Annotated in this window: 21 protein-coding genes; all 21 read right to left on the reverse strand. The window is 47.5% G+C overall.

The window, feature by feature from the left end; all coding sequences use genetic code 11:
* Positions 1-32 precede the first annotated feature (32 nt).
* Positions 33-488, reverse strand: coding sequence for a threonine/serine exporter family protein (locus DXB83_RS09515; protein ID WP_117761736.1), 456 nt, complete (start codon positions 486-488; stop codon positions 33-35).
* Positions 485-1,267 carry a threonine/serine exporter family protein gene (locus DXB83_RS09520; protein ID WP_055226708.1) on the reverse strand — a complete coding sequence of 261 codons (783 nt, stop codon included), beginning with the start codon at positions 1,265-1,267 and terminating at the stop codon, positions 485-487. The genes DXB83_RS09515 and DXB83_RS09520 overlap by 4 nt, the downstream gene beginning before the upstream one ends.
* Complete coding sequence (locus tag DXB83_RS09525; RefSeq protein ID WP_055226900.1) at positions 1,264-2,625, reverse strand: MATE family efflux transporter; 1,362 nt, start codon at positions 2,623-2,625, stop codon at positions 1,264-1,266. Before DXB83_RS09525 ends, DXB83_RS09520 begins: the two co-directional genes overlap by 4 nt.
* Positions 2,626-2,767: 142 nt before the next feature.
* Positions 2,768-3,868, reverse strand: coding sequence for a hypothetical protein (locus DXB83_RS09530; RefSeq protein ID WP_147345107.1), 1,101 nt, complete (start codon positions 3,866-3,868; stop codon positions 2,768-2,770).
* Positions 3,869-3,899: 31 nt separating this feature from the next.
* Positions 3,900-4,256, reverse strand: coding sequence for a helix-turn-helix domain-containing protein (locus DXB83_RS09535; protein ID WP_055219208.1), 357 nt, complete (start codon positions 4,254-4,256; stop codon positions 3,900-3,902).
* Between the two features lie 191 nt (positions 4,257-4,447).
* Positions 4,448-5,953 carry a serine hydrolase domain-containing protein gene (locus tag DXB83_RS09540; protein ID WP_022461559.1) on the reverse strand — a complete coding sequence of 502 codons (1,506 nt, stop codon included), beginning with the start codon at positions 5,951-5,953 and terminating at the stop codon, positions 4,448-4,450.
* 26 nt (positions 5,954-5,979) lie between these two features.
* Positions 5,980-7,347: a glycoside hydrolase family 32 protein gene (locus DXB83_RS09545; protein WP_117802615.1), complete on the reverse strand. Its 1,368-nt coding sequence runs from the start codon at positions 7,345-7,347 to the stop codon at positions 5,980-5,982.
* 150 nt (positions 7,348-7,497) lie between these two features.
* Positions 7,498-8,895: a glycoside hydrolase family 32 protein gene (locus DXB83_RS09550; RefSeq protein ID WP_022461557.1), complete on the reverse strand. Its 1,398-nt coding sequence runs from the start codon at positions 8,893-8,895 to the stop codon at positions 7,498-7,500.
* Between the two features lie 215 nt (positions 8,896-9,110).
* Positions 9,111-10,922 carry an extracellular solute-binding protein gene (locus DXB83_RS09555; RefSeq protein WP_022461556.1) on the reverse strand — a complete coding sequence of 604 codons (1,812 nt, stop codon included), beginning with the start codon at positions 10,920-10,922 and terminating at the stop codon, positions 9,111-9,113.
* 124 nt (positions 10,923-11,046) lie between these two features.
* Entirely contained in the window at positions 11,047-11,958 is a 912-nt protein-coding gene (locus DXB83_RS09560) for a carbohydrate ABC transporter permease (RefSeq protein ID WP_082426161.1), read from the reverse strand.
* Positions 11,959-11,977: 19 nt separating this feature from the next.
* Entirely contained in the window at positions 11,978-12,919 is a 942-nt protein-coding gene (locus DXB83_RS09565) for an ABC transporter permease (protein WP_022461554.1), read from the reverse strand.
* A gap of 141 nt (positions 12,920-13,060) precedes the next feature.
* On the reverse strand, positions 13,061-13,216 hold the full coding sequence (locus DXB83_RS16450) for a hypothetical protein (RefSeq protein WP_158565053.1): 156 nt from the start codon (positions 13,214-13,216) through the stop codon (positions 13,061-13,063).
* A gap of 251 nt (positions 13,217-13,467) precedes the next feature.
* Positions 13,468-14,445 (reverse strand): LacI family DNA-binding transcriptional regulator, encoded by a 978-nt coding sequence (locus tag DXB83_RS09570; protein WP_118697511.1) that lies wholly within the window; start codon positions 14,443-14,445, stop codon positions 13,468-13,470.
* A gap of 327 nt (positions 14,446-14,772) precedes the next feature.
* The gene (locus DXB83_RS09575) at positions 14,773-15,702 is read right to left on the reverse strand and encodes a DUF4097 family beta strand repeat-containing protein (RefSeq protein ID WP_022461552.1); all 930 of its coding nucleotides are present in this window, start codon (positions 15,700-15,702) and stop codon (positions 14,773-14,775) included.
* Positions 15,699-16,316, reverse strand: a complete 618-nt coding sequence (locus tag DXB83_RS09580; protein WP_118697512.1) for a DUF1700 domain-containing protein — start codon at positions 16,314-16,316, stop codon at positions 15,699-15,701. Before DXB83_RS09580 ends, DXB83_RS09575 begins: the two co-directional genes overlap by 4 nt.
* Complete coding sequence (locus DXB83_RS09585) at positions 16,313-16,630, reverse strand: PadR family transcriptional regulator (RefSeq protein WP_022461550.1); 318 nt, start codon at positions 16,628-16,630, stop codon at positions 16,313-16,315. Before DXB83_RS09585 ends, DXB83_RS09580 begins: the two co-directional genes overlap by 4 nt.
* A 138-nt stretch (positions 16,631-16,768) precedes the next feature.
* Positions 16,769-17,320: a flavin reductase family protein gene (locus tag DXB83_RS09590; protein ID WP_055219194.1), complete on the reverse strand. Its 552-nt coding sequence runs from the start codon at positions 17,318-17,320 to the stop codon at positions 16,769-16,771.
* Between the two features lie 85 nt (positions 17,321-17,405).
* Positions 17,406-18,530: a non-canonical purine NTP pyrophosphatase gene (locus DXB83_RS17190; RefSeq protein ID WP_118697513.1), complete on the reverse strand. Its 1,125-nt coding sequence runs from the start codon at positions 18,528-18,530 to the stop codon at positions 17,406-17,408.
* Positions 18,531-18,542: 12 nt separating this feature from the next.
* Positions 18,543-19,478 carry a carbohydrate kinase family protein gene (locus DXB83_RS09600; protein ID WP_118697537.1) on the reverse strand — a complete coding sequence of 312 codons (936 nt, stop codon included), beginning with the start codon at positions 19,476-19,478 and terminating at the stop codon, positions 18,543-18,545.
* 502 nt (positions 19,479-19,980) lie between these two features.
* Positions 19,981-21,024, reverse strand: a complete 1,044-nt coding sequence (locus tag DXB83_RS09605; protein WP_118697514.1) for a virulence RhuM family protein — start codon at positions 21,022-21,024, stop codon at positions 19,981-19,983.
* A 26-nt stretch (positions 21,025-21,050) separates the two neighbouring features.
* The gene (locus DXB83_RS09610; protein WP_118697515.1) at positions 21,051-22,844 is read right to left on the reverse strand and encodes a DUF262 domain-containing protein; all 1,794 of its coding nucleotides are present in this window, start codon (positions 22,842-22,844) and stop codon (positions 21,051-21,053) included.
* Positions 22,845-22,892 lie beyond the last annotated feature (48 nt).

Below are 22,892 nucleotides of genomic sequence, written 5' to 3' on the forward strand. Positions count from 1 at the left end.
TCCTTGTTTATAATCTCTACTACAATAATAGGTTATTTGCTTTTGTCTGTCAACACCTTACGGAACCAGCTCTGCGGAAACTCAAAAACAAAGAGAATGCCAAGTACAATCGCAACTGCATCCTTCAGTGTCAGAAATCCTCTTGCACCGGCGCGCTCCAGATCATTGGTTACCACGTAAAAAGCAGTCCAGTAGATGCCGCTTCCCGGCACCAGCGGGAAAATACCCGCAATCAGAAATACCGTTACCGGACAGCGCTTGTACACCGCAAAACTGCGCGACAGAAGGATGACGAGCACCGTTGCAAAAAAGATGGATACCGGCTCTGTCGTATGCGGGAGGATCAGTTTATAGCAGATCCAGCCGCAGGCACCTGCCAGTCCGCAGTACAGGTAGTATTTCCGCGGCACCTGGAACAGCAGCGCAAACGCAATCGTTCCGACGCAGGCTGCAAAAAATTCCGCAATTAAACGAATGGTATCACTCATAGCTGCAGCCCTCCCGCCAGTTGATGATATCCTGTGATAATCAGTCCGACGCCAAGCGCAATACAGAATGTCACAAGCAGCGCATCGAGCATCCGCACGGAACCAGCGATGTAGTCCTGATCCGCAATATCACGGATGGCGTTCGTGAAATTGACACCGGGCACCAGCGGAATAATCGAACCGATGATGACCTTGTCCAGATGGTGCCCAATCCCCGCCTGATACAGAAAAACGGCAATCAGCGTGACAAGCGCGCCGCCGGAAATATTCGTCGCAATCTTTGACATTCTGCCACGCAGCAGGTACAGCAGATAGAAATACAGAACAAAGCCCGACAGAAACGCTACCATGCTGTCCACCACATCGCCGCCGAACAGAAAACAGAAGCAGGCGCTTCCGACACCGGATGCAAGCACCTGGTGCCATCTTGGTTTGTCCGGCATCCGCTGAATATCGAGCAGCCAGGCCTTCGCCTCCTTCGGCATGTGCAGACCCTCCTCGATTTCACGGGAGAGCTGGTTGACTGCCGTTACCTTGTCGAGCCGCGCCGCCGACAGCGGAATGTGACGCACGCGGGCAAATTCCTGCTTTTTTCCGCTCTCAGCTGTCAGAAAAATACCACTGCTCAACACAAACGCATCGCTGGAGTCAACGCCATACGCCCGCGCAATGCGGTCGATCGTCTCCTCCACACGGAAGATTTCCGCACCGCTCGCCAGCAGGATGTCTCCCGCCAGCGATGCCACATCAAGCGCTTCTCTCGTCGATTCTGCGTTCATCTTTGTTTTCCTCCTTTTTCAAAACCGTATACCCATTTTCCTTTCAAAAACAGATACAGGAAAATGACAGAACTGATACTCCAGGTCAGCGGGTAAGCCCAGAAAATCACGCGGATATCCGGGATCAGCCGGACCGTCACGGTAATGTAGCTGACGCGGAACAGGCACCAGACGCAGAGCATGACAACCATGGGAACCGCGGCGTGCCCGGAACCGCGGAGCACAGCCGCGATGCAATGAGAAAACGCCAGCAGAAAATAAAACAGTGCAATCGTTCTCGCCTGCATCACGCCGTAATGGACAACGGCCGGATCGCTGTTAAACGCCGCAATCAAAGTCGGTGCGGCCGCATAGATCACAAACCCGATCAGCTCGGCGATGGTAATGGAACAGAGAATGCCAAACCGCGCTCCTTTTTTCGCCCGGTCATACTGTTTTGCACCGAGATTCTGGCTGACAAACGTCGTCAATGCCATCGTAAAGCATGTAACCGGAAGGAATGCAAAACCCTCGATTTTTGCATATGAACCGCAGCCTGCCATCGCCATTTTCCCGAATGCATTGATGTTCGTCTGCACGAAAACGTTTGCGATCGAAATAACCGAGTTCTGGAAACCGGACGGCACACCGTTGCGGATGATTTCACCGAGCGCTCTGCCATCGAAGCGGATTTTGCGGATATGAAGACGATACTCTTCCTTCGTCCGCAGCAGATGGATCATGCAGAGAATCGCGCTTGTGAACTGGGAAATGACCGTTGCAAGCGCCGCCGCACCGACCCCCATGCCAAGCCCTCCGATAAAAAGCAGGTCGAGCACAACATTGATGCACGACGATACGATCAGATAGATCAGCGGGTGACGGCTGTCGCCAACGGACTGCAGGATGCCGACGAAAATGTTATACATGATAAAACCAAGAGATCCTGCAAAATAGGTACGGAAATATTCGACGGACTGCGGCAGGACATCGGACGGTGTTCCCATCAGCACAAGGATTTTCGGCGCCAGATACATGCCAAGCACAGTCAGCGCTACACCGGCCGCCAGGCCGAACGCCACGGTCGTATGGATCGCTTTCTGCAGATCTTCCCGGTTTTTCGCTCCGTAATACCTTGCAATCACGACACCGGCGCCCATTGCGATACCGTTAATAAAACCAACCATCAGAAAGATCAGATTGCCCGAAGAGCTGACCGCTGCCAGCGCATTGCTTCCCAGAAAATTTCCTACAATCAGTGAGTCAGCCGTGTTGTACAACTGCTGGAACAGATTGCCAAGAAACAGCGGAATCGCAAACAGAATCATCTTTTTCGAAATGCTGCCCTCCGTCATTCTTGTCTTACTTTCTGCACTCATTCGTAAAAACCCCCATTTCTTTTTCGTACAGTCAAAACCGGTCATCCACAGGTTTCCGCCCGGTGTGTGTCCAGCCTTCTTTTCAGCAGACACACACCGGAACTCACCCGAGATGACCGGTTTGGAAATATCCTTTTTTCTATTATATCGAACCTTCTCTGGAATGACAAGCCACAAATTCATGCAGAATGGCTTCGACACGTCCCAGCATCTCCTCTTCCGTGCAGAGTTCTTCCGGTTTCATGGATTCCAGGTAATCGTAGAATGCCATAAGAATGCTCGGTTCCCGGATGCTGAGGTAAATCAGCCGCTCTGTCCGCGTCTGGAACAGAAGATAGCCCTCGTTTGCATTGACCGAAATATTCAGCGCATGCTCTGCTCTCTCTTTCGTTTCCCGGATCATACGAAGATTCGCGCGATCCCGCAGCGCCAGAAAGCGGCGGATCAGGGCAATACGCTCGTCAAAGTCCAGCGGAGAATAGCACTCTTTTGGATACTCATCCACGCGGCCCGTGTCCAGGAAACTTTTGATGCCATCCTCTGAAAAAAACATCGTCGTTTTTTTATCCAGTACCTGTGTCTGCATCACCTTTGCGTACTGTGCAACCGCCCGTATCATCTGCTCACGCCCCGGCATTTCTTTTACGAGATGGCGCTCCAGCATTTCTGCTGTCAGAAGGCCGGAAAGACACGGCATTCTCTGGAAGAAATACCGCGGGGAATCTGATGCGATAAAGTGACGAATCAGTGTTTCCGTATAGCCAAGCTGGGACTGTACCGTGTCAAGACGTTCAAACAACGGCTCCGACTGTTTGAAATAGCCTTCAAACATCTCGCGCATCATCCGCAGCGTCGTCTCCTCCCGGAACAAAAGTGCATTCTGGTAATCGGCGCTGAAAGCAAGCGCACAGTGCTCCGTCAGGATGAGGTACGGGAAAAGGCGGAACTCATTCAGCCGTGCCGTCACATTGTCGTAGTAGTACCGCGCACGGTAATCGCAGCCGCAGGCACAGATCGGGAGAATTTTCTGCAGACAACTCAGGTTGTAATTTTTCCGCATCGAAACCATCTTCTCGTTGTTGTTCATGCAGAACAGATGTTGAATCGTCAAATTCGGGTTCTGTTCCCCGAATACCTGCAGAAGTTCCATGGCAAAATCGAAGTCCGGCTGGACCAGAACGGAAATTTTTCCGTTTTCTTTTACAGCTTCGCCGGAAAACAACTGTAAAATTGCATGCCGCACATGCACTGTGCCCCGAAAGGGAATCTCTCCGCTACCCCCCCCCGTTCAATTCCAGTTTTGCAATCTCCGCCTCATGGAAGATATATTCCTTTTTCCCCTCGCGGCGGCTGAACGTTTCAATCAGTTCTCCGACTGATTTGCGTCGGTAATAAACTTCCGCACCCATCTGGGCAATGTAAAACGCATCCATGAAATCTATTTTTTCCTGCGGCGTCAGCTGCATGAACTGCGCCATCTTCCGCACAACATCCTCCCCGGACGGATTTCGTTTTCCATTGATGATCTTATACATGAAAGAACGATCGAGTCCGCAGAACTGTGAAAGCGGGTAAACCCCGACATCCTTCATGGTGATATATTCGGATAATAAATCTGAAAAAACTGACATAGAGCCTCCTGTATCTCGATATTTTGTGTCGATTCTTTTCCAATATAGGTAAAAGTTTACCATGTTCAGAGAGACTTGGCAATTCTTCCGTTCGGCTTTGCATATCGTTTTTCTTTTTTTTTACAGGATTTTCACACTGTTATGGAAAAACCGACGGAAAATTCCGCCGGTTTTTCTCTCTTTCGACCTGTTTAATCTTTTTTTATTCCAAATACAGTCAGTGCCTGACGTGGTGAAATACCGAGTCCACCGACACTAATCAGCGTATCCTCTGCCTCCAGCAGAAGATTTTCCTTCTGGAATCTGACGATCATGCGACCACCACTCAAACCGTCCATCCGCCGAATCTCCATCTCGAGCGTATTTAGCGTACGCCATGCAGCAGAACCAGCATAAATATGACCATCCGCTTCACTATAGGCAAAATCCCGGCGCATGGAGAGGACAAATTCCTTTTCTTTCCCGCCTTCCTGTACTTTCCAGTACATCTTATCGCTGCCAAAGGAGAATCGCATCTCCTGAATCGGACTTGTCTCCAGCGAAAACAGGCCGCTTCCGCCGATCAGAATTTCTGCGGAATCCGGCAGCTGCTGGTTCCCCATCAGCGGGGCAGATACATAAACATGCTTGCTTACCTTCTCTTCCATAAACGGATTTCTCGTTCCTCTGCGCGGCGGCAGAGCCAGATCTGCGGTACGCTCTTTTACTGCACCGGCAAGTGGGGACGGTGGCAGCTCTCCTGCCTCTTTCTTCACATACGGGATCAGTTCCTCCTGCAGTGCGCTCAGTTCCTCCTGTGTCTGCTCAGTTGCTGTTGTCAGAATCACAATCAGATCGAGATCCGGGAACACAACGCCGAACTGACCGTACGCACCATCTGCGCGGAAGGAGCCCGGATAACGGCACATCCAGCACTGATAGCCGTAGCCCTGCGCCCAGTCTTTTACGTGGCCTTCCGAATCGCCCTCCGTCTCAATCTGTTTGCGGCAGGCGCGTTCAAACCATTCTTTTCGAAGCAGCTGTTTTCCTTCCCACTCGCCCTGTCTGGACAGAAAATACGTGAATTTTGCCATATCCTCCGTCACCATCTTCATACCGCCTCCACCGAGCTCCGTTCCGTCTCCGAGCAGCGCACAGGTAAGGGATGTGATGCCAAGCGGCTCCAGCAGACGGGATTTCAGAAACTCTGTGACGTTCTGTCCCGTTTTTTTCCTCAGAACGGCAGCCAGCATGTTAGTTCCGGCTGTATTGTATTTATAAAACGTTCCCGGCTCATGGAGCACTGGATGATGAAGAAAGGTAGAAATCCAGTTTTCGGAATTGTCCATAATCTCCGTCTCGTGACCACAACCCATAATCAACAGGTGATGCAGCGTGATTTTTTTGAGATTTTCGGATGGATTTTCCGGCAGCAGGTCCGGAAAGATATCGACAATTTTCTCATCCAGCGATAAGATTCCCTCCTGCTCTGCAAAACCAATCGCCGTTGCTGTCAACGATTTGCTGAACGAATACAGTGGATGACGAAATTTTTCATCATACGGCTTCCACCAGCCCTTCGCTGCACACTGTCCATGGCGGATCACCATAAAGCTGTGCAGCTCAATCTGGTTCTCTTCGATTCGGTCGAGAAAATTCAAAATTCCTTTGGAGCTGATTCCAGCTGATTCCGGTGTCACATCTTTAAAGTATCCCATTTTGCTTTTCCCCTTTCTCGCAGCCCTTATGCATCAATTTCGTAAAGTTCAACAGAAAGATCACCCTTCCAGCTTATACGGTCGTACGGTGTCTCCGGATAAACCACTGTAGAAATAGCATCTACGCCGTCCTCAGCAAACAGTTCCAGAATGGAAACATCAAAAACAAGCTCCAGATTCCATGCTCCGTCTTTCTTTCTCGCTGCGGTGCTGATGGAATATTTTTCCGTCATGAAGTGCTCACTGAATTCTTTGTAGCCCGCCATGGTACGGTCAACCGTGATTTTGGTGTCAGTTACATAAATCTTCAATTTCTGTCCCACTGAGTTTTTCAGACAGATTTTCGCATCTCCTTTTCCGGAAACCTTCAGTCCAAAGGTCTCTGTGCGGATCGTTGTGTGATTCTCGATCGGATAGCTGCTGTGGCGGAATTTTTCCAGTCCGGCCGGAGCAGCCGCAAGGGTCAGAGCACCATCTACTTCTGTCAGGGACAGTTTTCTTGCCAGAGTTGCCTGTCCACAGTACCCTTCTGTCGGAGTCTGCGCTGCATACTGCCAGTTCATACCCCATCCCATCAGCAGAACATCTTTCGCATTCTGGAATGTAACGGCTGCATAGTTGTCGAAGCCTTCATCCAGCCATCTTGGCTCATCGGATGGATAGGTGCAGAGGAATTTTTCTCCATCGAAATCACCCAGGAAATACTGCATTTTGCAGTGGTCATCTTCGGAAGCTTTCGTCATGCTGACAACGAGAACCCATACATTTTTTCCTTTATACTCAATCGGGAACAGATCCGGGCATTCCCATACACCCTTCACATGGTTTCCTTCCGGTCCGAATTCTCCAGTTTTCTCCCAGTTTTTCATATCCTGGGATGCGTAGAAGAAGACACGGTCCTGCGCTGCAAGAACAAGACTCCAGCATCTTCTGACCGGATTCCAGAACGCTTTCGGGTCACGGAAATCGGAAATTCCCGGGTTTTTGATGACCGGATTCAGATATGACTTTTCAAAATGCCGGCCCTTATCATTGCTGTATGCAATACTCTGCTGTTCCAAACCGTCCTTGTGATGGCTGGTATAAATAGCAATGATTGGCGGATTTTCATTGGTACCATACTCAGAAGAATTCTGCGTATCATACACAGCACTTCCCGAAAAGATAAATCCAAGTTCATCCGGATAAAGTGCGATTGGCTGATGCTCCCAGTGAATCAGGTCGCGGGATGTTGCATGCCCCCAGTGCATCGGTCCCCAGCTGGTATCATACGGGTACTTCTGATAAAAGAAGTGGTACACGCCATCTACATAAACCATGCCATTCGGGTCGTTCATCCAGCCTTCTTCCGGTGAAAAGTGAATTTTCGGTCTGTAATCTCTTTTTTTCATCATTTTTGTAAAACCTCCCAAGATAAACAACGGTCTGCAAAACCACTTCCATCGGCTTTGCAGACATCCGTCGTTTTTATTTATAGTAACGCTTCAGAGTCCCATCTCGATTCTGCCATGCTGCATCGTTACCGTTTATAAATGTTCCATCCCCTATTTTTTAATAGTGTACATTTTCACTTCCAGATCTCCGTCTGTGGAAACCACCTGATACGGAGCATCCGGGTAAACGCATACGGAAGCGGTCTCCAGACCACCATCTGCATAAATCTCCAGATAGGAAACGTCAAAAATAATCTCCATGTTGACATTTCCGCGCATGTAACGTTTTGTTGTAGATACCAGCAGATCCTCTTTTTTGAAGAGCTTCGGATCTACATCATCAAAGTAACTAAGGTCGCCGCTCTTAGAGCGGTCCACCGTGATGCTGTCCACCGTTACCTCGATGACTACTTCCTCACCTCTGCTGTTTTTCAGCGCAATTCTTCCGAAATTGCCCTGCACGAGAAGTCCAAAGCTCTCGGTCAGCAGCGGCTTCTGATTTCCGATCGGGAAGGCACCCGCACGGTACTCATCGATCCCGAACGGTTTTGTTTTCAGGCGGTAGCCCTCCTCGGTCTCACAAAGTGAAAGTTCTCTTGGCAGTGTCATCAGACCGGAATACTCACCGGTCGGAACAAAGTTCGCGTAGAGCGGATTAACGCCCCATCCAAGGTAAACCGGACGGTCGTAGTTTCCATACGTTACACCGGCATAATTGTCGAATCCGAAATCAATCCACAGCGGCTCGTCTGTGATCTCGGTGCACTGGAAGGTATCTCCGTCAAAATCACCGACGAAATACTGTATATTGGCACGGCCTTCGGTTCCCGGATGTATCATGCTGACTATCAGAATCCATTTGAATCCGTCAAATTCATTTCCTGTTTTAGCACGGATCAGATCGGTGCATTCCCATACAGTCGGCACTTTATTGACACCGACACCGAACTCGCCTGTTTTCTTCCAGTTTTTCAAATCCTGGGATGCGTAAAACTCTGCGTGGTCGCCGGATGCCAGAACAAGGCTCCAGCAGTCCTTTTTGTCATTCCAGAAGACGCGTGGATCACGGAAATCCGGTGTGCCCGGGTTTTCGATCACCGGGTTGCCATAATATTTTTCAAAATGCTTTCCCTGATCCAGGCTGTATGCAATACACTGCTGCTCCAGGCCCGTTTCCATATTGTGCGCCGTGTAGACAGCCACCATCGGTTTCTCACCGTATTTCGCAAATCCGCTGGTGTTATTTTCATCGTATGCCATACTTCCGGAGTACATCGTTCCGATCTCATCCGGGTACAGGGCGACCGGCAGATGCTCCCAGTGAATCAGGTCTTTCGATACTGCATGACCCCAGTGCATCGGTCCCCATACAACGTCATTTGGGTTATGCTGATAATACAGATGCCAGATACCATCGATATAAATCAGTCCGTTCGGATCGTTGTTCCAGTTTTTCTCCGGTGTAAAATGAATGTTCGGTCTAAAATCTCTTTTTCCCTGTTTACTCATAGGATCCCTCTTTTCCTGTTCTCTCTTTTCCTATTTTATCTTTTTCCATTTGGAACTTCAACAAAAAAGAAATAAGAACGAAATAATCTTCTTTTTAAATATGGCCATGTTATATGGGATACAACATGGCCACATTTGGAATTTCTTTAGTTATAGAACATTAATTGCAAATCGTTTACGTTACTGTTTTTTCGTAATCGCTTTTCGCCCGATTTTTAGTTTGCTGCAGAAGCTGCTCGATCTACTGCGCCCTGGTAAATCTCAACCAGTTCGCTCAAACCAGCGCCCTCAAGCTCTGTCTTATAGGACTCCCAGCTTGCATCATCAACGCCGCCGGTTACCCATGTAGTGATGTAACGGTCAACGATATCGGAGACGGTCGGCTGAATCTGTGCCAGACGCTGAATCTCTTCCTGGGTCATCAGAACACGCGGAATGGTGTCATACTCTTCCATGATGTCATCTTTACCGTTTTCTTTCTGCATCTCGAGAAGTTTTACAGCATCGAAGGTGTAGCCGCAAACGGTGTCATAGTACTCGTTCTGAACGATCATAGAACCACGGCAGGTTGTGGAGTTTACACGAGCCTCACCAAAGTTCTTATATTCCGGATTCAGAGGTTTGTAGTTTCCGTTTTCATCGAGCGGTGTACGAAGAACGCCGTCTTCGTCTTTCTCATAGTTGTATCCGATTGCGCCCCAGTTAGATGTAACAGAGATTTCCGGATCGCCTACCATGTAATCTACAAATCTTGCAACAACGTGCGGGAATTTGCAGGTCGTTGTGATTGCTGTATCGGAAGAATCCTGCAGCTCAGAGTAGTTGCACTCGAAACCGGTCATACCGTCTTCGCCCTGCAGTCTCGGAACTGCTACGTACTGATCATGTACTTCCTGGTTTGTAATTTCCTGATCGCCCCAAACACCGAAGGAACCGATCTTTGCAACATTCTCTTTGATCAGAGAAGATTTGAATGACATACTTTCATCTGCCTCGAAGGAACCGTTCCAGATCAGTCCTTCTTCATACAGCATGTTGAAAAATTCTGCTGTTTTCTTGAATGCTTCGTCTGTTGCAGTGAACGTAACTTTTCCGTCAACCATTCTTAAGTGATCCGCATAGGAGTTTCCTCCGCAGTAGGAGTCAGCGCATCCGAATGCACCTGTGAAACGATAGAACAGGTTGTAGGAACCAAAGGTATCGGTTGCGCCGAACCAGGTTGCCATCGGGATTTCATCGTCTTCGCCGTTTCCGTTCAGATCGCCGCCGTCGCGGATTGCTTTCAGGCAGTCTACCCACTCGTCTACGGTTGTCGGCACTTCTTTGCCTACTTTATCCAGCCATGTTTTGTTGATCACGAATGGTCCAGGTGTTAATACAAGACCTTTCATTTCCTCTACGTACGGGAATCCATATTTATGGCCGTTCGGAGCGGTGATCTCAAGCTGATACTGCTCATTGTCATCGAGGAATGCTTTCAGGTTCGGCATATACTCTTCGATCAGGCCTTCGGTCGGAAGGAATACATCCTGGTCTGCGTACTGAACTACGGTGTTTCCGGATTTACCATCGCCGAAGTTCCAGAATACATCCGGAAGATCCTGTCCGGAAGAAAGCATCAGATTGATTTTCTCTGTTGCGCTCTCCTGCGGGATCGGCTGCCAGTCAAACTCTACTCCTGTGTCCTCGAACCATTTCTGGCACATAGCCAGGTCGCCTACTTCTACAGTTCTGTCTGCAGAGTTTACGATCAGAGCGGAAATTTTTCCGTATTTCTCTTCGAATTTTGCCGGATCTTTGATGATCGGAAGGGTACCGTCGAGCTGGATGATTCCCTCATCTACTGCTTCCTGCTCTTCTGCTGTGAGACCTGTGTCACCTGCTTCTGTACCGGATGCAGAGGTGGTGTCTCCTCCTGTGCTTCCTGCACCGGAGCTGCTTGAGCTGCCGGAGCTGTTTCCACAGCCTGCGAGCATGCTGGTTACCATAAGGCTTGCCAGTAATACGGATACGATTTTTTTCTTCATATTGTTCCTCCTTTATTTTGCTGCCTTTTCCGGCAGTGAAATACGTTAGTATTTTTGTATTCCTACACATAAACCATGTCTGCTATATCCATGAATTCTGCAACAATAAATTTTCTGTTCTGCATCAGCCCTTGACTGCACCGATCGTAACACCTTTTGCGAAGTATTTCTGCAGGAAAGGATATACGCACAGAAGCGGGAATGCGGAAACAACTACGACACAGTATTTTAACTGCTCAGCCAGTTTCTGTTTTGTTACCATCTCAGAAGCACTACTTCCCATCTGGTTGGACTGGTTCATCAGTACCAAGTTTCGAAGAACGACCTGAAGAGGCATCTTGCTGTCATCCTGCAGGAACATCAGTGCGTTGAAGAACTGGTTCCACATTGCGGTTGCATAGAACAGACACATAACTGCGATGATCGTTTTCGACAGCGGAATTGCAATTTTGAAGAAGAATCCAAAATCGCTGCAGCCGTCGATTTTTGCTGCTTCGAGAAGCTCGACCGGAATACCACTTTCAAAGAAGGAGCGGCATACGATCAGGTTGTAAGCGGACACTGCTACCGGAAGGACCATAGCCCATGTTGTGTTGTAGATGTGCAGCTGCTGTACGGTTAAGTACATCGGAATCATACCGCCGCTGAAGAACATCGTGAAGGTGAACAGGAACATAATCGGTTTTCTTCCTACCATATCGTATCTGGAAAGTGCATAGCCGGCCGGAATGGTGCAGACCAGGGAAATCAGCGTTCCTAATACGGTATATTTGATGGTGTTTGCATAGCCGGTCCAGAGCGGCTGGTATTTCAGTGTGGTTTCATATCCGTTGGTGTACCACGCTTCCGGATAGAGAAGAATTTTACCGGAGCTTACAACAACCGGGTCTGTAACAGATGCCAGAAGCACGTAATACAGAGGATATACAATTGCAATACAGACAAGGATCATGATGACGGTATTGATCACGGTAAAGACCTTGTCTCCCGTACTCATTTTTACTTTTTTCTTTTTCACAGTGTTATTATTTGCCATTTTTCAAGCCCCCTGACTCTTAGAAAATACTGATATCGCTGGTCTTCTTTGCAACTGCGTTTGTGATAACCAGAATAATGAAGTTTACAACGGAGTTAAATAAGCCAACGGCTGTCGCAAAACTGTACTGTGCGGTCTGGAGACCTACTTTGTATACGTATGTCGAAATGATCTCACTGACGGTTGTGTTGGTACCGTTCTGCATCAGATAAGCTTTCTCATATCCCACGTTCATAATGTTACCTACCTGAAGGATCAGCATCAGGATGATGGTCGGCATAATCAGAGGTAAATCAATGTAAAGGATCTTCTGAAATCTGGAAGCACCATCCATCGTTGCTGCTTCGTAATATTCCGGGCTGATTGCGGTCAGTGCTGCGATGAAGATGATGGCGTTGAATCCCATCGTCTGCCAGATGTTACTTCCGATGAAGAGTTTGCGGAAGTACTCCGGAAGGCTGGTGAACATGATTGCTTTTCCGCCGGCTCCCATAACTGCGTGGTTTACAAGACCGTTTGCGGAAAACAGTACGGAAATCAGGCTGACTACAACTACGTTTGACATAAAGTACGGTGCGTAGGAGATGGTCTGGATGATTCGTCTCGGTCCGCTTCTCTGTACCTGGTTCAGTAAGAGTGCGAAGATAACCGGAATCGGGAATCCGATGATCAGGCTCTCCAGACTGATGACGATCGTGTTCTTGATTGCCGTCATGGCAATACTGGTACTGAAGAACATCTTGAAATACTTGAAGATCGGATCTGCCCACGGACTTCCCATGATTCCCATGCGGCCTTTAAAATCTTTAAAGGCGATGATCAGGCCGTACATTGGATAGTAAGCAAAAACGATCAGCCAGATCAGTGCAGGAATCAGCAGGATGTACAGCTGCCAGCACGAGAGCGCTTTTTTCAATTTTCCACTTTCTGCCGTTTTCGGCGATGACGTTTTTTTCTTCATAGTTCCCTCCTTATTTCTCTAAAAGCTTTACCAACCGCTTTTCGTTCCACATTTGCATCGTTTCCGTTTTGGCACTTTGCCTTGTGGAACCTGTTCCATACCTGTATCATAGTACGCAGTTCGCCCAATGTCAACAAATCATCAATATTTTTTCGTCATTTTCAATATTTTCACAATTTTTATTTTGTGTTTTTGTGCAATATGCATCCTGTTTTTCATAAAATTCACACTTATCTTCTTTCTTCTCCCATTCTCCTGTTCCACATGTTCCGCTGTTCCATGCTTTTCCTGTTCCATATGTTCCACTTTTCCGTTTTTCACTATTTTTTCGACAATTGCAACTGTTTCAGCAGCGATTTCATATCCTTTTGCTCAGTCTTTCTGCCCTTTTGCCGTATATAAGTTGGTTTTATTTCATTTTTATTTTATACATGAAAAAGAGACACCCTTTCTTTTCAGATCGAGTGTCTCTGATATCTGTTCTTCTTCTGTTCTATCGCAATCCCGGAAAATGATGCAAAATTCGGTAATTCCCTGTTTTGTTATCTTCAGGTACTTTCTCCTTTTCGGAAGGTCACATCCACAATCTGCTCCATCTCCTCAATCTTCTTTCCGTCAATCATGCGGATGATTGTGTCCACGCTCCGCTTTGCGATTTCCGGCACATTCTGACAGACCGTCGTCAGCTCCGGTGTCAAAAAGCGGGTAAAATCCAGGCCGTCGTAGCCAACCACCTTCAGTTTTTTCGGAATCTTAATCCCTTTTTTCTGCAGCATCTTCATGCACGCTGCCGCTGTGACATCGGCTGTAAAGAGTCCATCAATTCCATCAAAATGGCTGATGTATTTTTTCCAGATCGTCGGGCTGCTCTGAAAATTCAGAATCTTGCTTCCGGCATCAATCGCTGTAACTTTACATTTATGCTGTTTGCAGACTTCTGCAAACCGTCGGTAACGGTCCATCGAGTAACCGCGCTCTGTTGCATTCGATGTAAAATAGATCACGTTCTTACATCCGGCGCTCAAAAGTGCCTGTGCCGCAAGCTCACCGCCGCGCTTATGGTCGGAATGTATACACGGAATCCCCTCTGTGACGTAGCGGTCAATCATGACAATCGGACGGTGAATTTCCGCCAGACTGACAGAAGACGGAATATCCGCACAGCAGATAATGCCGTCCATGACATTTCGCTGCAACATTTCCACAAATTCCTCGATGCGGTTCGGGTTGTCCCCAACCTCGCAGAGCATGCACTTGTAGCCATTTGTGTACAGATTGTTCTCGACATGCTTGACCAGAGATGCCATGAATGGGTGTGAAAGATTCGTAACAACAATTCCGATAAAACCGGACTTGTTGTGGAACAGGTTCTGGGCGAGTTCGTTCGGTTTGTAGTTCAGCTCCTCCACCGCCTGCATAATCTTCTGTTTTGTTTCATCGGAAATATACCCGCTCCCATTGAGTGCACGGGATACCGTTCCGATTCCCACTCCCGCTTTGATCGCGACATCTCTAATACTTGCCATAGTTTCTCCTAACTCCTATTCTAACACTGGGCTGTTTTCTCTGACTCGTTCCGGCTTTTCCCCCGCTGCCGGTCTGTGGAGCCCGTTCCACAATGCTTGATTACTTTTATTTTAAAGCACCGCAATCTACAAATCAAGTTAAAAGCTGAAAATTTAAGTACAAAAAACAAGCGACTGTTTGGATCATTTCCCTTTTTCTGGTGAAACCATCCAAACAGCCTCCTGTGTTTTTGTCACTTTTGTCTTATTTTCCAAAAACGCTCATTCATGCGGGCATGCTTTGCGATTTTTCTGGAATTTCATATGTCCCTGAACATTCAGAAACGCTTAATCGTTTTCCAACGAGATATCACCATCCTTTGTCATCAGTGTGATTCTGCCCGCTGGCTGATCCGGTACATAAGAAAAGCTCTGCTCGTCCTCCTCTTTCTGCATCAGATTCTCCATGGTATCCGGTACATCGATCTCCCCAAAATCTGTCTTTGCCGTAATTTCCAGCCGTTCCAGATCTTTTTTACCCAGTTCAAGTTCAATATCGCCGTAGGAGTTTTCCACCGACACGTCTCCGGAAAGCTTCGTATTTTGGATTTTCGCATCGCCATCCTCCAGCGTGATCGACCCATTCTCCCACGTTCCGCTCTTCAGTTCCACATCACCGTAATCTGCTTTGCATTTGATATTCTGCATGTCACATCCGAAAAGTGTGATATCTCCATCCGCATTTTGCAGTCTTCCGCTTTCCGCCTGGATGCCATTCATCTGCACATCACCGAATCCCATCGTTACCTCTATTTTTTTCAGTACCTTCTTTTCCGGTACATACAGAATCACTCCTGTTTCCGACTGTTTACCGCCACTTAAGATTTCTTCCGTAAAGTCAATATTAATGTAAATCGTATCGGACACTGCGCTTGTCTCTTCGATGCTCAGAACACCGTCCCGCACGCGATATTCCACTGCAGTCTCTCCTTTTTTCGACGGAATCCGCCAGGCGAGATAACAGGAATCGTCACCGGACGGAAGGATGTTCAGGTCGCCGATCGTAAGGTCTGCCTGCAGTTCATCAAAATCATCAAGTTTTATCTTTTCCTGTGTGGAAATGCCGTCTTCCTTCTTCGCAGAACCGCTCATCGCATTCAGATCATACGTTTCCGCGTATGCTTTTCCGCCGCTTGCCCATCCGCTGAACATCAGCACTGCACCGGCAATACAGCAGGCACATCCTGTCAGTAATGCTGTTTTTGTCCATTTTTTCATGATCTGCTTCCTCCTTTTTTCGTTACCTTACGTGTACACCACACGAACAGCCGTCCCATCCATTTTGCAAAGTATACGCTGAACACCGCGCACAGAATACTGATTCCCAGCATGAAAACGCCCATTCCGGTAATAAAGCAGAATCCGCCGAAGGAAACCGAGACTGCCAGAATGCCGCGCAGCAGCATCTTAATTCCGGCGGCCACGCCGACAACTGCAATCAGAAAGACGCTCATATCAAGCAGTGCCGCACAGAGGGCCGCGCAGAGCAGAACGATGAGAATGCTGATCAGAATCGGGGCTCCGATCGGGGCTGCAAACAGGGCGAGAATCGCGATCCAGACGATGTTGGCGCCTGTCGTTTTTTTCTTCTCTTTCCGTTTTTCTTCCTTTTCCATTGCCTCGCGTTCATCTACTTTTTTGTCCAGAAGATTCCGCATCAGCTCGGCGGCTGCCTGTTTCGGTGTTCCGAGTTCTTTGATCACGGCCTGCTCATTTTCCGGACCGGCATCTGCAAAATACTCGGTGAAGTATTCCATCGCATCTTCATAGTCGCTCTGCGGAAGCTTCCTCAGATACTTTTCCAATTGTTTCAGATATTCCCCACTCGTCATTCTTTTTTCCTCCACTCGATGATGTTGTCAATGGTGTCACGATAGGACTTCCATTCGCCCTGCAGGTACGCCATCTGTGTTTTTCCTGCTTCTGTGATCGAATAATACTTCCGTTTTCTGCCCTGGTACTCTGCGGAATACGTCGTCACGTAGCCCGCCTTTTCCAGTTTTTTCAGGATCGGGTACAGTGTCGACTCTTTGATGTCTGCAACCAGTTTGATCGTCTGGCTGATTTCATATCCATAAGAATCTTCCCGATTCACAATCGACAGGATCATAAATTCGATCAGCAGTGCTGATACCGGAAAATACATAAAAAACCACCTCCGTTAGTTTCTGATATGTAAAATATTTATATATATAATTTATACATATCATAAGACTATGGAGGCGGTTTGTCAAGGGGAATATATAAAATTTTTACATATTCGCTGTCATGTCATCATCTGTGTTTATTTCAGGGCTTTTCCGGAACCGAATGCGTCGCCGACTTTGTCGCCCATGGCGAGATAGGTGTTGTTGACCGGGTCGAAGGCGATTGGTTTCAGTTTTTTCGGGTCGATCTTTCCGTCGGTCAGAACGCTCTCGTCTGCGCAGACGTTCACGATCTCGCCGACCAGAATGCCGTTGTCAAAGCTTTTCACTTTGCACTCCAGTGCCATCGGAAGCTCGTCGATCAGCGGCGCGTTGACGAATTCGCTCTTCGTTGCATGGAAACCGGCGCGTGCAAATTTATCCGGAACTTTTCTGCCGGACTCGATGCCGACGTAATCGCAGCCAACAACAGTATCCTCGGTTGCCATGCTGACGGTGAAGGCACCGGTTGCGGCAAGGTTGTCTGTTGTCTTGTGGTCGCCCATGCTGATGGAGATCTCATTGAAATCTGTGACTACACCCCATGCAGCATTCATGGCATCCGGGTTGCCATCTTTGTCATATGTTGCAATAATCAGAACCGGAAGTGGATACATGTTTGGTTTTGCTCCAAAATTTACTCTGCTCATGGTTGTTCCTCCTGTTTTGCTTGATTTTCTTTATTATAACGCTTACAGCAAACTTTAACACAAGAGATTTTCTCTGCAAATTTTCTTAATCGTTTAATTTTCTCGTCATATCATGCCATTCCTCGCCGCCCCAGGTGGATGCGGAGATTCCCTCGTCGCGGAAATTCATCTTTTTGTACATCTCCACCTTATCCTGCAGGCAGGTCAGAATGAGCTGTTTTCTTCCGTTTTTCTGTTCCCGGCGGCTGTACTCTTCCATCAGCGCGCGGGCGATTCCCTGGCCGCGGTATTCCGGCAGGACACTGAGTCCCAACAGCATGACGTTTTCTCCCGTCGGGTCGTACAGACTGATTTCATCGAAAAAGGCATCACGGAATTTTGTCTCGTTTGTTGCAAGTCCGTTCAGCGTTCCGGCGATTTTTCCGGTTTCTTTGTCTACTGCCGCCAGAAACAGCTCCGGCGCGTACTGCACCCGCTCGCGCATGCTCTTTTCGGAGCACGCCTCATTCGGCGGAAAGCACGCCAGCTCAATGGCAACGCCCTGTTCCATTTCATCCTGGCGGATGGTTCGAAGTTCATATCGTTCCATTTTATGGTATTCCTCCATTGCCCGCTCAAAAAACTGCAGAAAACCGTCTTCCACGGCAAGCTGATCGAGCGCGGCTTCTTGCTCATTCAGATCGTAATAATATTTTCCGGTCCGCAGATCGATCGACAGACGGTCGAGCGGAAAGCCTTTTTTGCTCATCGGATGGGGTGTGCTGACCATGCGGAAAGGAGCGCTCTCCATTGACGGGTCCATCGCGTCATAGCAGTGGTCCGCATCAAGAATCAGCGAAACTGCGTTTTTGTAGCGTCCCGTCAGGCCGCCGTACTTTTCTGCAAGGGCGGCGTAATGCGCGGTCATTTCTTCATCGGACAGATACTTTCCGTTCACGGTCCGCACATGGACGCCGGGCTGGTCGTCCTCTGCCACGTTGTCAAAATACAGACCGGAATCACAGGAGAACACCGGCATATGAAGCGCGTTGAAATACGCCTCCGCCTTTTTCCTGGCATTTTCCAGCGGCGTTTTTCCATCCTCGATAATCTCTGGCTGCTTAACACCGCCAAGATCTTTCAGCCCGATCAGCTCAATCCCAAGACCGGCAAGGCGGTGACGCATCGCGTCGAGTTTTGCCGGGTTGCCGGTTCCGTACAGTAACTTCATTTCTGCCCCCTTCTATGCCTCGATGCCGAACTCTTCCGGGCGGAAGCGCGGGCAGACATTTTCCGACGATGTGATGACGGATGCAGCAAGACGCGTACCGATTTCAACTGCCTTGCCAATCGTTTTTCCATAGGTCAGACCGGCGGAAACACCTGCGCAGAACGCATCACCGGCTCCTGTTGTATCTTTTACCTGTACTTTCTGCGCCGGGCAGAAGCCGCTCTCTCCGTCTACTTCCGCATAAACCGCTCCGTCGCCGCCCATTGTTACGACCATGGCCGGAACATTTGCCGCTTTCAGACGCTCGGCGAGAATCTTTTCCATCTCGGCCGGTGTTTTTTCGCTGTAATCATCGGAGAAGAAAACGCCTGCCTCGATCTGGTTGCAGATCAGGCAGTCAAATTTCTGCAGAAGATCTCTTCTGCTGACTGCGATGTTCATGTTGCTGACAACGCCGTACAATTTTTTATCGTATTTTTCACAGAGCTGTACCAGCTTTTTGATGATCTCTTTGTCCATATCGATCTCTGCCACAATGGAATCGCAGTTTTCGATAATTTCATCTCCGTTTTCTTCCAGAATATCGAGAATCGGCATCAGGTTCGGGCGCTGGGAAATGGAGCCCGCCAGGTCACCGTTGTGATCGAAGACAGCAAGCCATGTTCCCATACCGTTCGGGATTTCTTTCATGTATTCGGTATTGACTTTGTGGCGCTGCAGTTTGCGCACAACATCCTCGCCGAGTGCGGTATTATCCGCGATTCCAAGGAAGGTCGGGCGCAGTTCCAGGTTTGCGATATCCTCCACCACGTTTCGGCTCACACCGCCGTGGATGTATTCGACATGGCCGGCGTTTCTGCCGTCCGGGACGTAGATGTCCTCTGGAAAACCTTTGATATCCACAAAAACTGCTCCTAATACTACGATTCCATTTTTATTTACTGCCATGTTTCTTTTTTCCTCTCCTGTTTTTTCATTCCTTCTTTTTTCAGACAAGCCTCTTCGTCTGTTTCACGAAATTGTTTTCTTCTGTTGTATTAAGCCTTCTTTTGCGTTAGTAAACAGATTGTCTACACATGGTACGATACCTTCTGATTGATGTCAGGTATTGTGCCCGTTCGCGGAAACATATCCTGTCAAAACGGAAACATGTCCACACCTTCTGAAACCGCGCATTCATGACTTCAAACCGATGCAATCTGTGGCAAATTTGACATTCATATCACGGTCTTAACCATTGAAGTCTATGGGAACAAGTCAGCATAAGGTCCTTCCTACCTATATAATGCAAGGCAAGTCTACACTGCTGCTCCCTGCCACTGTCTCGACAGTTGAGACAGTGAAGGTCGACTTATATCCTCATAACATGCCGGTGATTATCTCAGATGAGCCCATACACTCGACAAGGTTGAGTTGCCGGATTTCACCGTCTCGACCTGAAATATTGTCCCTATTTCTTTTCGCTTTCTTCCAACTCCAGCATATACCTATCAAAGTCGGACATGAATAATCTGTCCTGGATCACGCGGTATTTTTCAAATTCTGTCTCAGCATGAAGCTTTGCAATTTCCGCAGACACCTTGCCTGCATCCTGTAGAATACCATAATCAAACATTTCGATGAAGCTGTTGAGCCTCTTTTCCCAGTCCTGCATCGTAAACGGAATATGTCGTAATGTCATGTTTTCCGCAAAATCCAGGTATGCCGTCACCATACGATTCAGCTGCTTCATTTCATCCTGACTCAGATAATTTTTAGCAACCGTGACATCGCTTTTCTTAATCTTTCCGTCAGGAGCATCCGCCCAGGTGGTTAAGCCCATATGCTCCTTTGTATGATCGGCTCTTTCTACGATCAGCTCAGCTGCTGTATGTCCATGAACTGCGTAATGCATTTTATTCTGAACGGTCGCATAGAATCTTCTCGTCGTTGCAGAATTTTTGTCATAGTCAATGGCTGTCGCATACAGGTCAGTGATCTTCTGATAGAACTTTCTTTCGCTGGCACGAATCTCACGGATACGCTCTAACTGCTCGTCGAAATACTTCTCTGTCAGATACGTTCCTCGTTTCAGCCGTTCATCATCCATCACCCAGCCTTTGATGGTGTAGTCCTTGGCGATCTGGTTTACCCATTTACGAAACTGTACGGCACGCTCGGAATTGACCTTGAAGCCTACGGCAATGATCATTTGAAGGTTATAGTGTTTGGTATCGCGTGTGACCTGGCGCGAACCTTCAGTTTGAACTATCCGGAAATTCCGGACAGTTGAATCTTCTTCAAGCTCTGAATCAGAATAAATCTTCTTGATATGCTCATTAATTGTACGAACATCCACATCGTACAAGGTGGCCATCATCTTCTGTGTCAGCCATATATTCTCATCCTCATAGCGCATCTCTACGCTGTCCTGCTGATCACCAACAGAGGCAACATAGGTCAGGTACTCCGCTGCGCTTGAGCGGATGGTTATCTCATCTTTTTTCTTTGCCAAATAGAATGCCTCCCTTCTTCATATCACTAGATCCAACCATTCTTTTTAAATTTCTCGATTTGAGCTAATTCTTCCTCAGAAGGTTCCCCCATCTTACCCTCGCTGATCGAAATGTTTAAATATTCGTTATTCCATCTGTTCATGATTTTGACAACCTCATCAGATACGCGAATATCACGTTTCGTGATGGATTCCAGATTCCAATCCATTACATCAGAAGTTCCCATTGCCTTAGTAATTACAATTTTGGAAGCTGTGTACTCTTTTTTCTTCTTGCCAAAATATCCATTACCAGCGACAATGTTCAGCTTCTTTTCAAATGGGAGCTTGTTGCCTATATGCTCAATTTTCTCTTTGATGGTTGCGTCTGGCTCATCCGGAAAATAATTCGTCTGCCACTTCTGCGGAAAGATATGCTCTATCTCCCACTTAGCCGGAAGCAGATCATCCTGATGTTCATACGCAAGCGTCTTCAGAAGCATACGCACTGCATTACGATTCGGATTTTGGATATACGGCTCCAGCTGTGTCAAATCGACACTCTTAAACTCAAACGTAGGTATATCCGATGTCACAATTGCAGAATTCAGCTTCAGGATATCCGGCTTTACAGCATTAATTGTCGGTATCATCAAGTACTTTGTCATCAGCTCCATGAGCAGCTTATTCAAGAACCGAGCAAATCGTGTTTCAAAATTTTCTTCGTTCCTGTAGCAAACATAGTAAATAACAACCGGGTATTTCCAGTACTCGTTCGGATATGAAGTCAGAATATCCAATGTCTGCCTGATTTTAATATTCTTGGACCAGGCTTCATCTTCAAGTTCCTCTCCTTTGTTTACAACCTTCCACAGATTCAGGATAACAAAGAGAGTGTCTAGCAATTCCGGCTTATATAAGCGTTCAAACTTATTAGCCGCATAATACTTCCTGACACCAGGAGTAGTCGTCTTCGTATCCTTATCCAGTGCGCGATAATAAAACATATTGTAGTAGAACAGCTGCTGGATGCTTTCATTCGCATCAGTAGACTGCTCATCTAAATCTTTCCAGCGATCGATAAATGCCTTCTTATCATCCGGTTCAAGCTGGTTGTAAATCTTTGCCTTAAAAATATCTGCGTCTGATAGAGGAAGACCTCTATCATTCAACGTTGAGAAAATTGTCAACGCAGTATCCTGGGTATCTGCTGTGATGGGCAGCAGAATAGCCTGGTTCAGGAGCGCATAGATAAACTGATATACCATCAATGGATTCTCAGTGGAATGCTTATCAAACAATTCTTGAAAATGGCGATAGTTCTTCGAATAGTTATCTTTCGCATCCTCATCTGCTTTTCCGGTTTCCAAGATTGAACGCAGGATTTCATTTCCTTCGTTATTCACAACACACGAAGTCAAAAGAATATTTTTGAAATCTACCGTTCCGGTCAGTTTATTGGTTCTCCAGATTGTAGGCTCAATCTTTCCAATAAAGTTATTGGCCTCTGCCGTTCTCTCTGATGCGGGTGTAGCAATAAGCTTTGTATAAATCGCACGCAGCAGCAGAAACAAAGACGTAATACGCTGCTGTCCATCGATTATTTCCTGCTCACCATCTTCATTTTCGTAAGAAACCACACTTCCGAGGAAATAGGAACTCTCTCTTTCTGTACCGCCACTGGTAGCAGTAAAATCCCACAAATCCTCAAAGAGTGTTTCTACCTGTTCATCTGTCCAAGCGTAAGGACGCTGGTACTCAGGAATAACAAACGGTTTTGATTTTCCGCTTCCCAGGAGTGCCTCCACGCTTTGTTTATTTACTTCTATTGTTGTTGGCATGTTCACGCCCTCCTCTTTTATATCTATATTCAGTAGCAACCTTCTAAA

Source organism: Blautia sp. OM06-15AC, assembly GCF_003481425.1.
Classification (GTDB): Bacteria; Bacillota; Clostridia; order Lachnospirales; family Lachnospiraceae; genus Fusicatenibacter; species Fusicatenibacter saccharivorans.

What these genes read in the sequence shown, in the direction of transcription:
- DXB83_RS09515 (WP_117761736.1), bottom strand. Translation starts at nt 488, where the DNA reads ATGAGTGATACCATTCGTTTAATTGCGGAATTTTTTGCAGCCTGCGTC.
- DXB83_RS09520 (WP_055226708.1), bottom strand. Translation starts at nt 1,267, where the DNA reads ATGAACGCAGAATCGACGAGAGAAGCGCTTGATGTGGCATCGCTGGCG.
- DXB83_RS09525 (WP_055226900.1), bottom strand. Translation starts at nt 2,625, where the DNA reads ATGAGTGCAGAAAGTAAGACAAGAATGACGGAGGGCAGCATTTCGAAA.
- DXB83_RS09535 (WP_055219208.1), bottom strand. Translation starts at nt 4,256, where the DNA reads ATGTCAGTTTTTTCAGATTTATTATCCGAATATATCACCATGAAGGAT.
- DXB83_RS09540 (WP_022461559.1), bottom strand. Translation starts at nt 5,953, where the DNA reads ATGGGATACTTTAAAGATGTGACACCGGAATCAGCTGGAATCAGCTCC.
- DXB83_RS09545 (WP_117802615.1), bottom strand. Translation starts at nt 7,347, where the DNA reads ATGATGAAAAAAAGAGATTACAGACCGAAAATTCACTTTTCACCGGAA.
- DXB83_RS09550 (WP_022461557.1), bottom strand. Translation starts at nt 8,895, where the DNA reads ATGAGTAAACAGGGAAAAAGAGATTTTAGACCGAACATTCATTTTACA.
- DXB83_RS09555 (WP_022461556.1), bottom strand. Translation starts at nt 10,922, where the DNA reads ATGAAGAAAAAAATCGTATCCGTATTACTGGCAAGCCTTATGGTAACC.
- DXB83_RS09560 (WP_082426161.1), bottom strand. Translation starts at nt 11,958, where the DNA reads ATGGCAAATAATAACACTGTGAAAAAGAAAAAAGTAAAAATGAGTACG.
- DXB83_RS09565 (WP_022461554.1), bottom strand. Translation starts at nt 12,919, where the DNA reads ATGAAGAAAAAAACGTCATCGCCGAAAACGGCAGAAAGTGGAAAATTG.
- DXB83_RS16450 (WP_158565053.1), bottom strand. Translation starts at nt 13,216, where the DNA reads ATGGAACAGGAAAAGCATGGAACAGCGGAACATGTGGAACAGGAGAAT.
- DXB83_RS09570 (WP_118697511.1), bottom strand. Translation starts at nt 14,445, where the DNA reads ATGGCAAGTATTAGAGATGTCGCGATCAAAGCGGGAGTGGGAATCGGA.
- DXB83_RS09575 (WP_022461552.1), bottom strand. Translation starts at nt 15,702, where the DNA reads ATGAAAAAATGGACAAAAACAGCATTACTGACAGGATGTGCCTGCTGT.
- DXB83_RS09580 (WP_118697512.1), bottom strand. Translation starts at nt 16,316, where the DNA reads ATGACGAGTGGGGAATATCTGAAACAATTGGAAAAGTATCTGAGGAAG.
- DXB83_RS09585 (WP_022461550.1), bottom strand. Translation starts at nt 16,630, where the DNA reads ATGTATTTTCCGGTATCAGCACTGCTGATCGAATTTATGATCCTGTCG.
- DXB83_RS09590 (WP_055219194.1), bottom strand. Translation starts at nt 17,320, where the DNA reads ATGAGCAGAGTAAATTTTGGAGCAAAACCAAACATGTATCCACTTCCG.
- DXB83_RS17190 (WP_118697513.1), bottom strand. Translation starts at nt 18,530, where the DNA reads ATGAAGTTACTGTACGGAACCGGCAACCCGGCAAAACTCGACGCGATG.
- DXB83_RS09600 (WP_118697537.1), bottom strand. Translation starts at nt 19,478, where the DNA reads ATGGCAGTAAATAAAAATGGAATCGTAGTATTAGGAGCAGTTTTTGTG.
- DXB83_RS09610 (WP_118697515.1), bottom strand. Translation starts at nt 22,844, where the DNA reads ATGCCAACAACAATAGAAGTAAATAAACAAAGCGTGGAGGCACTCCTG.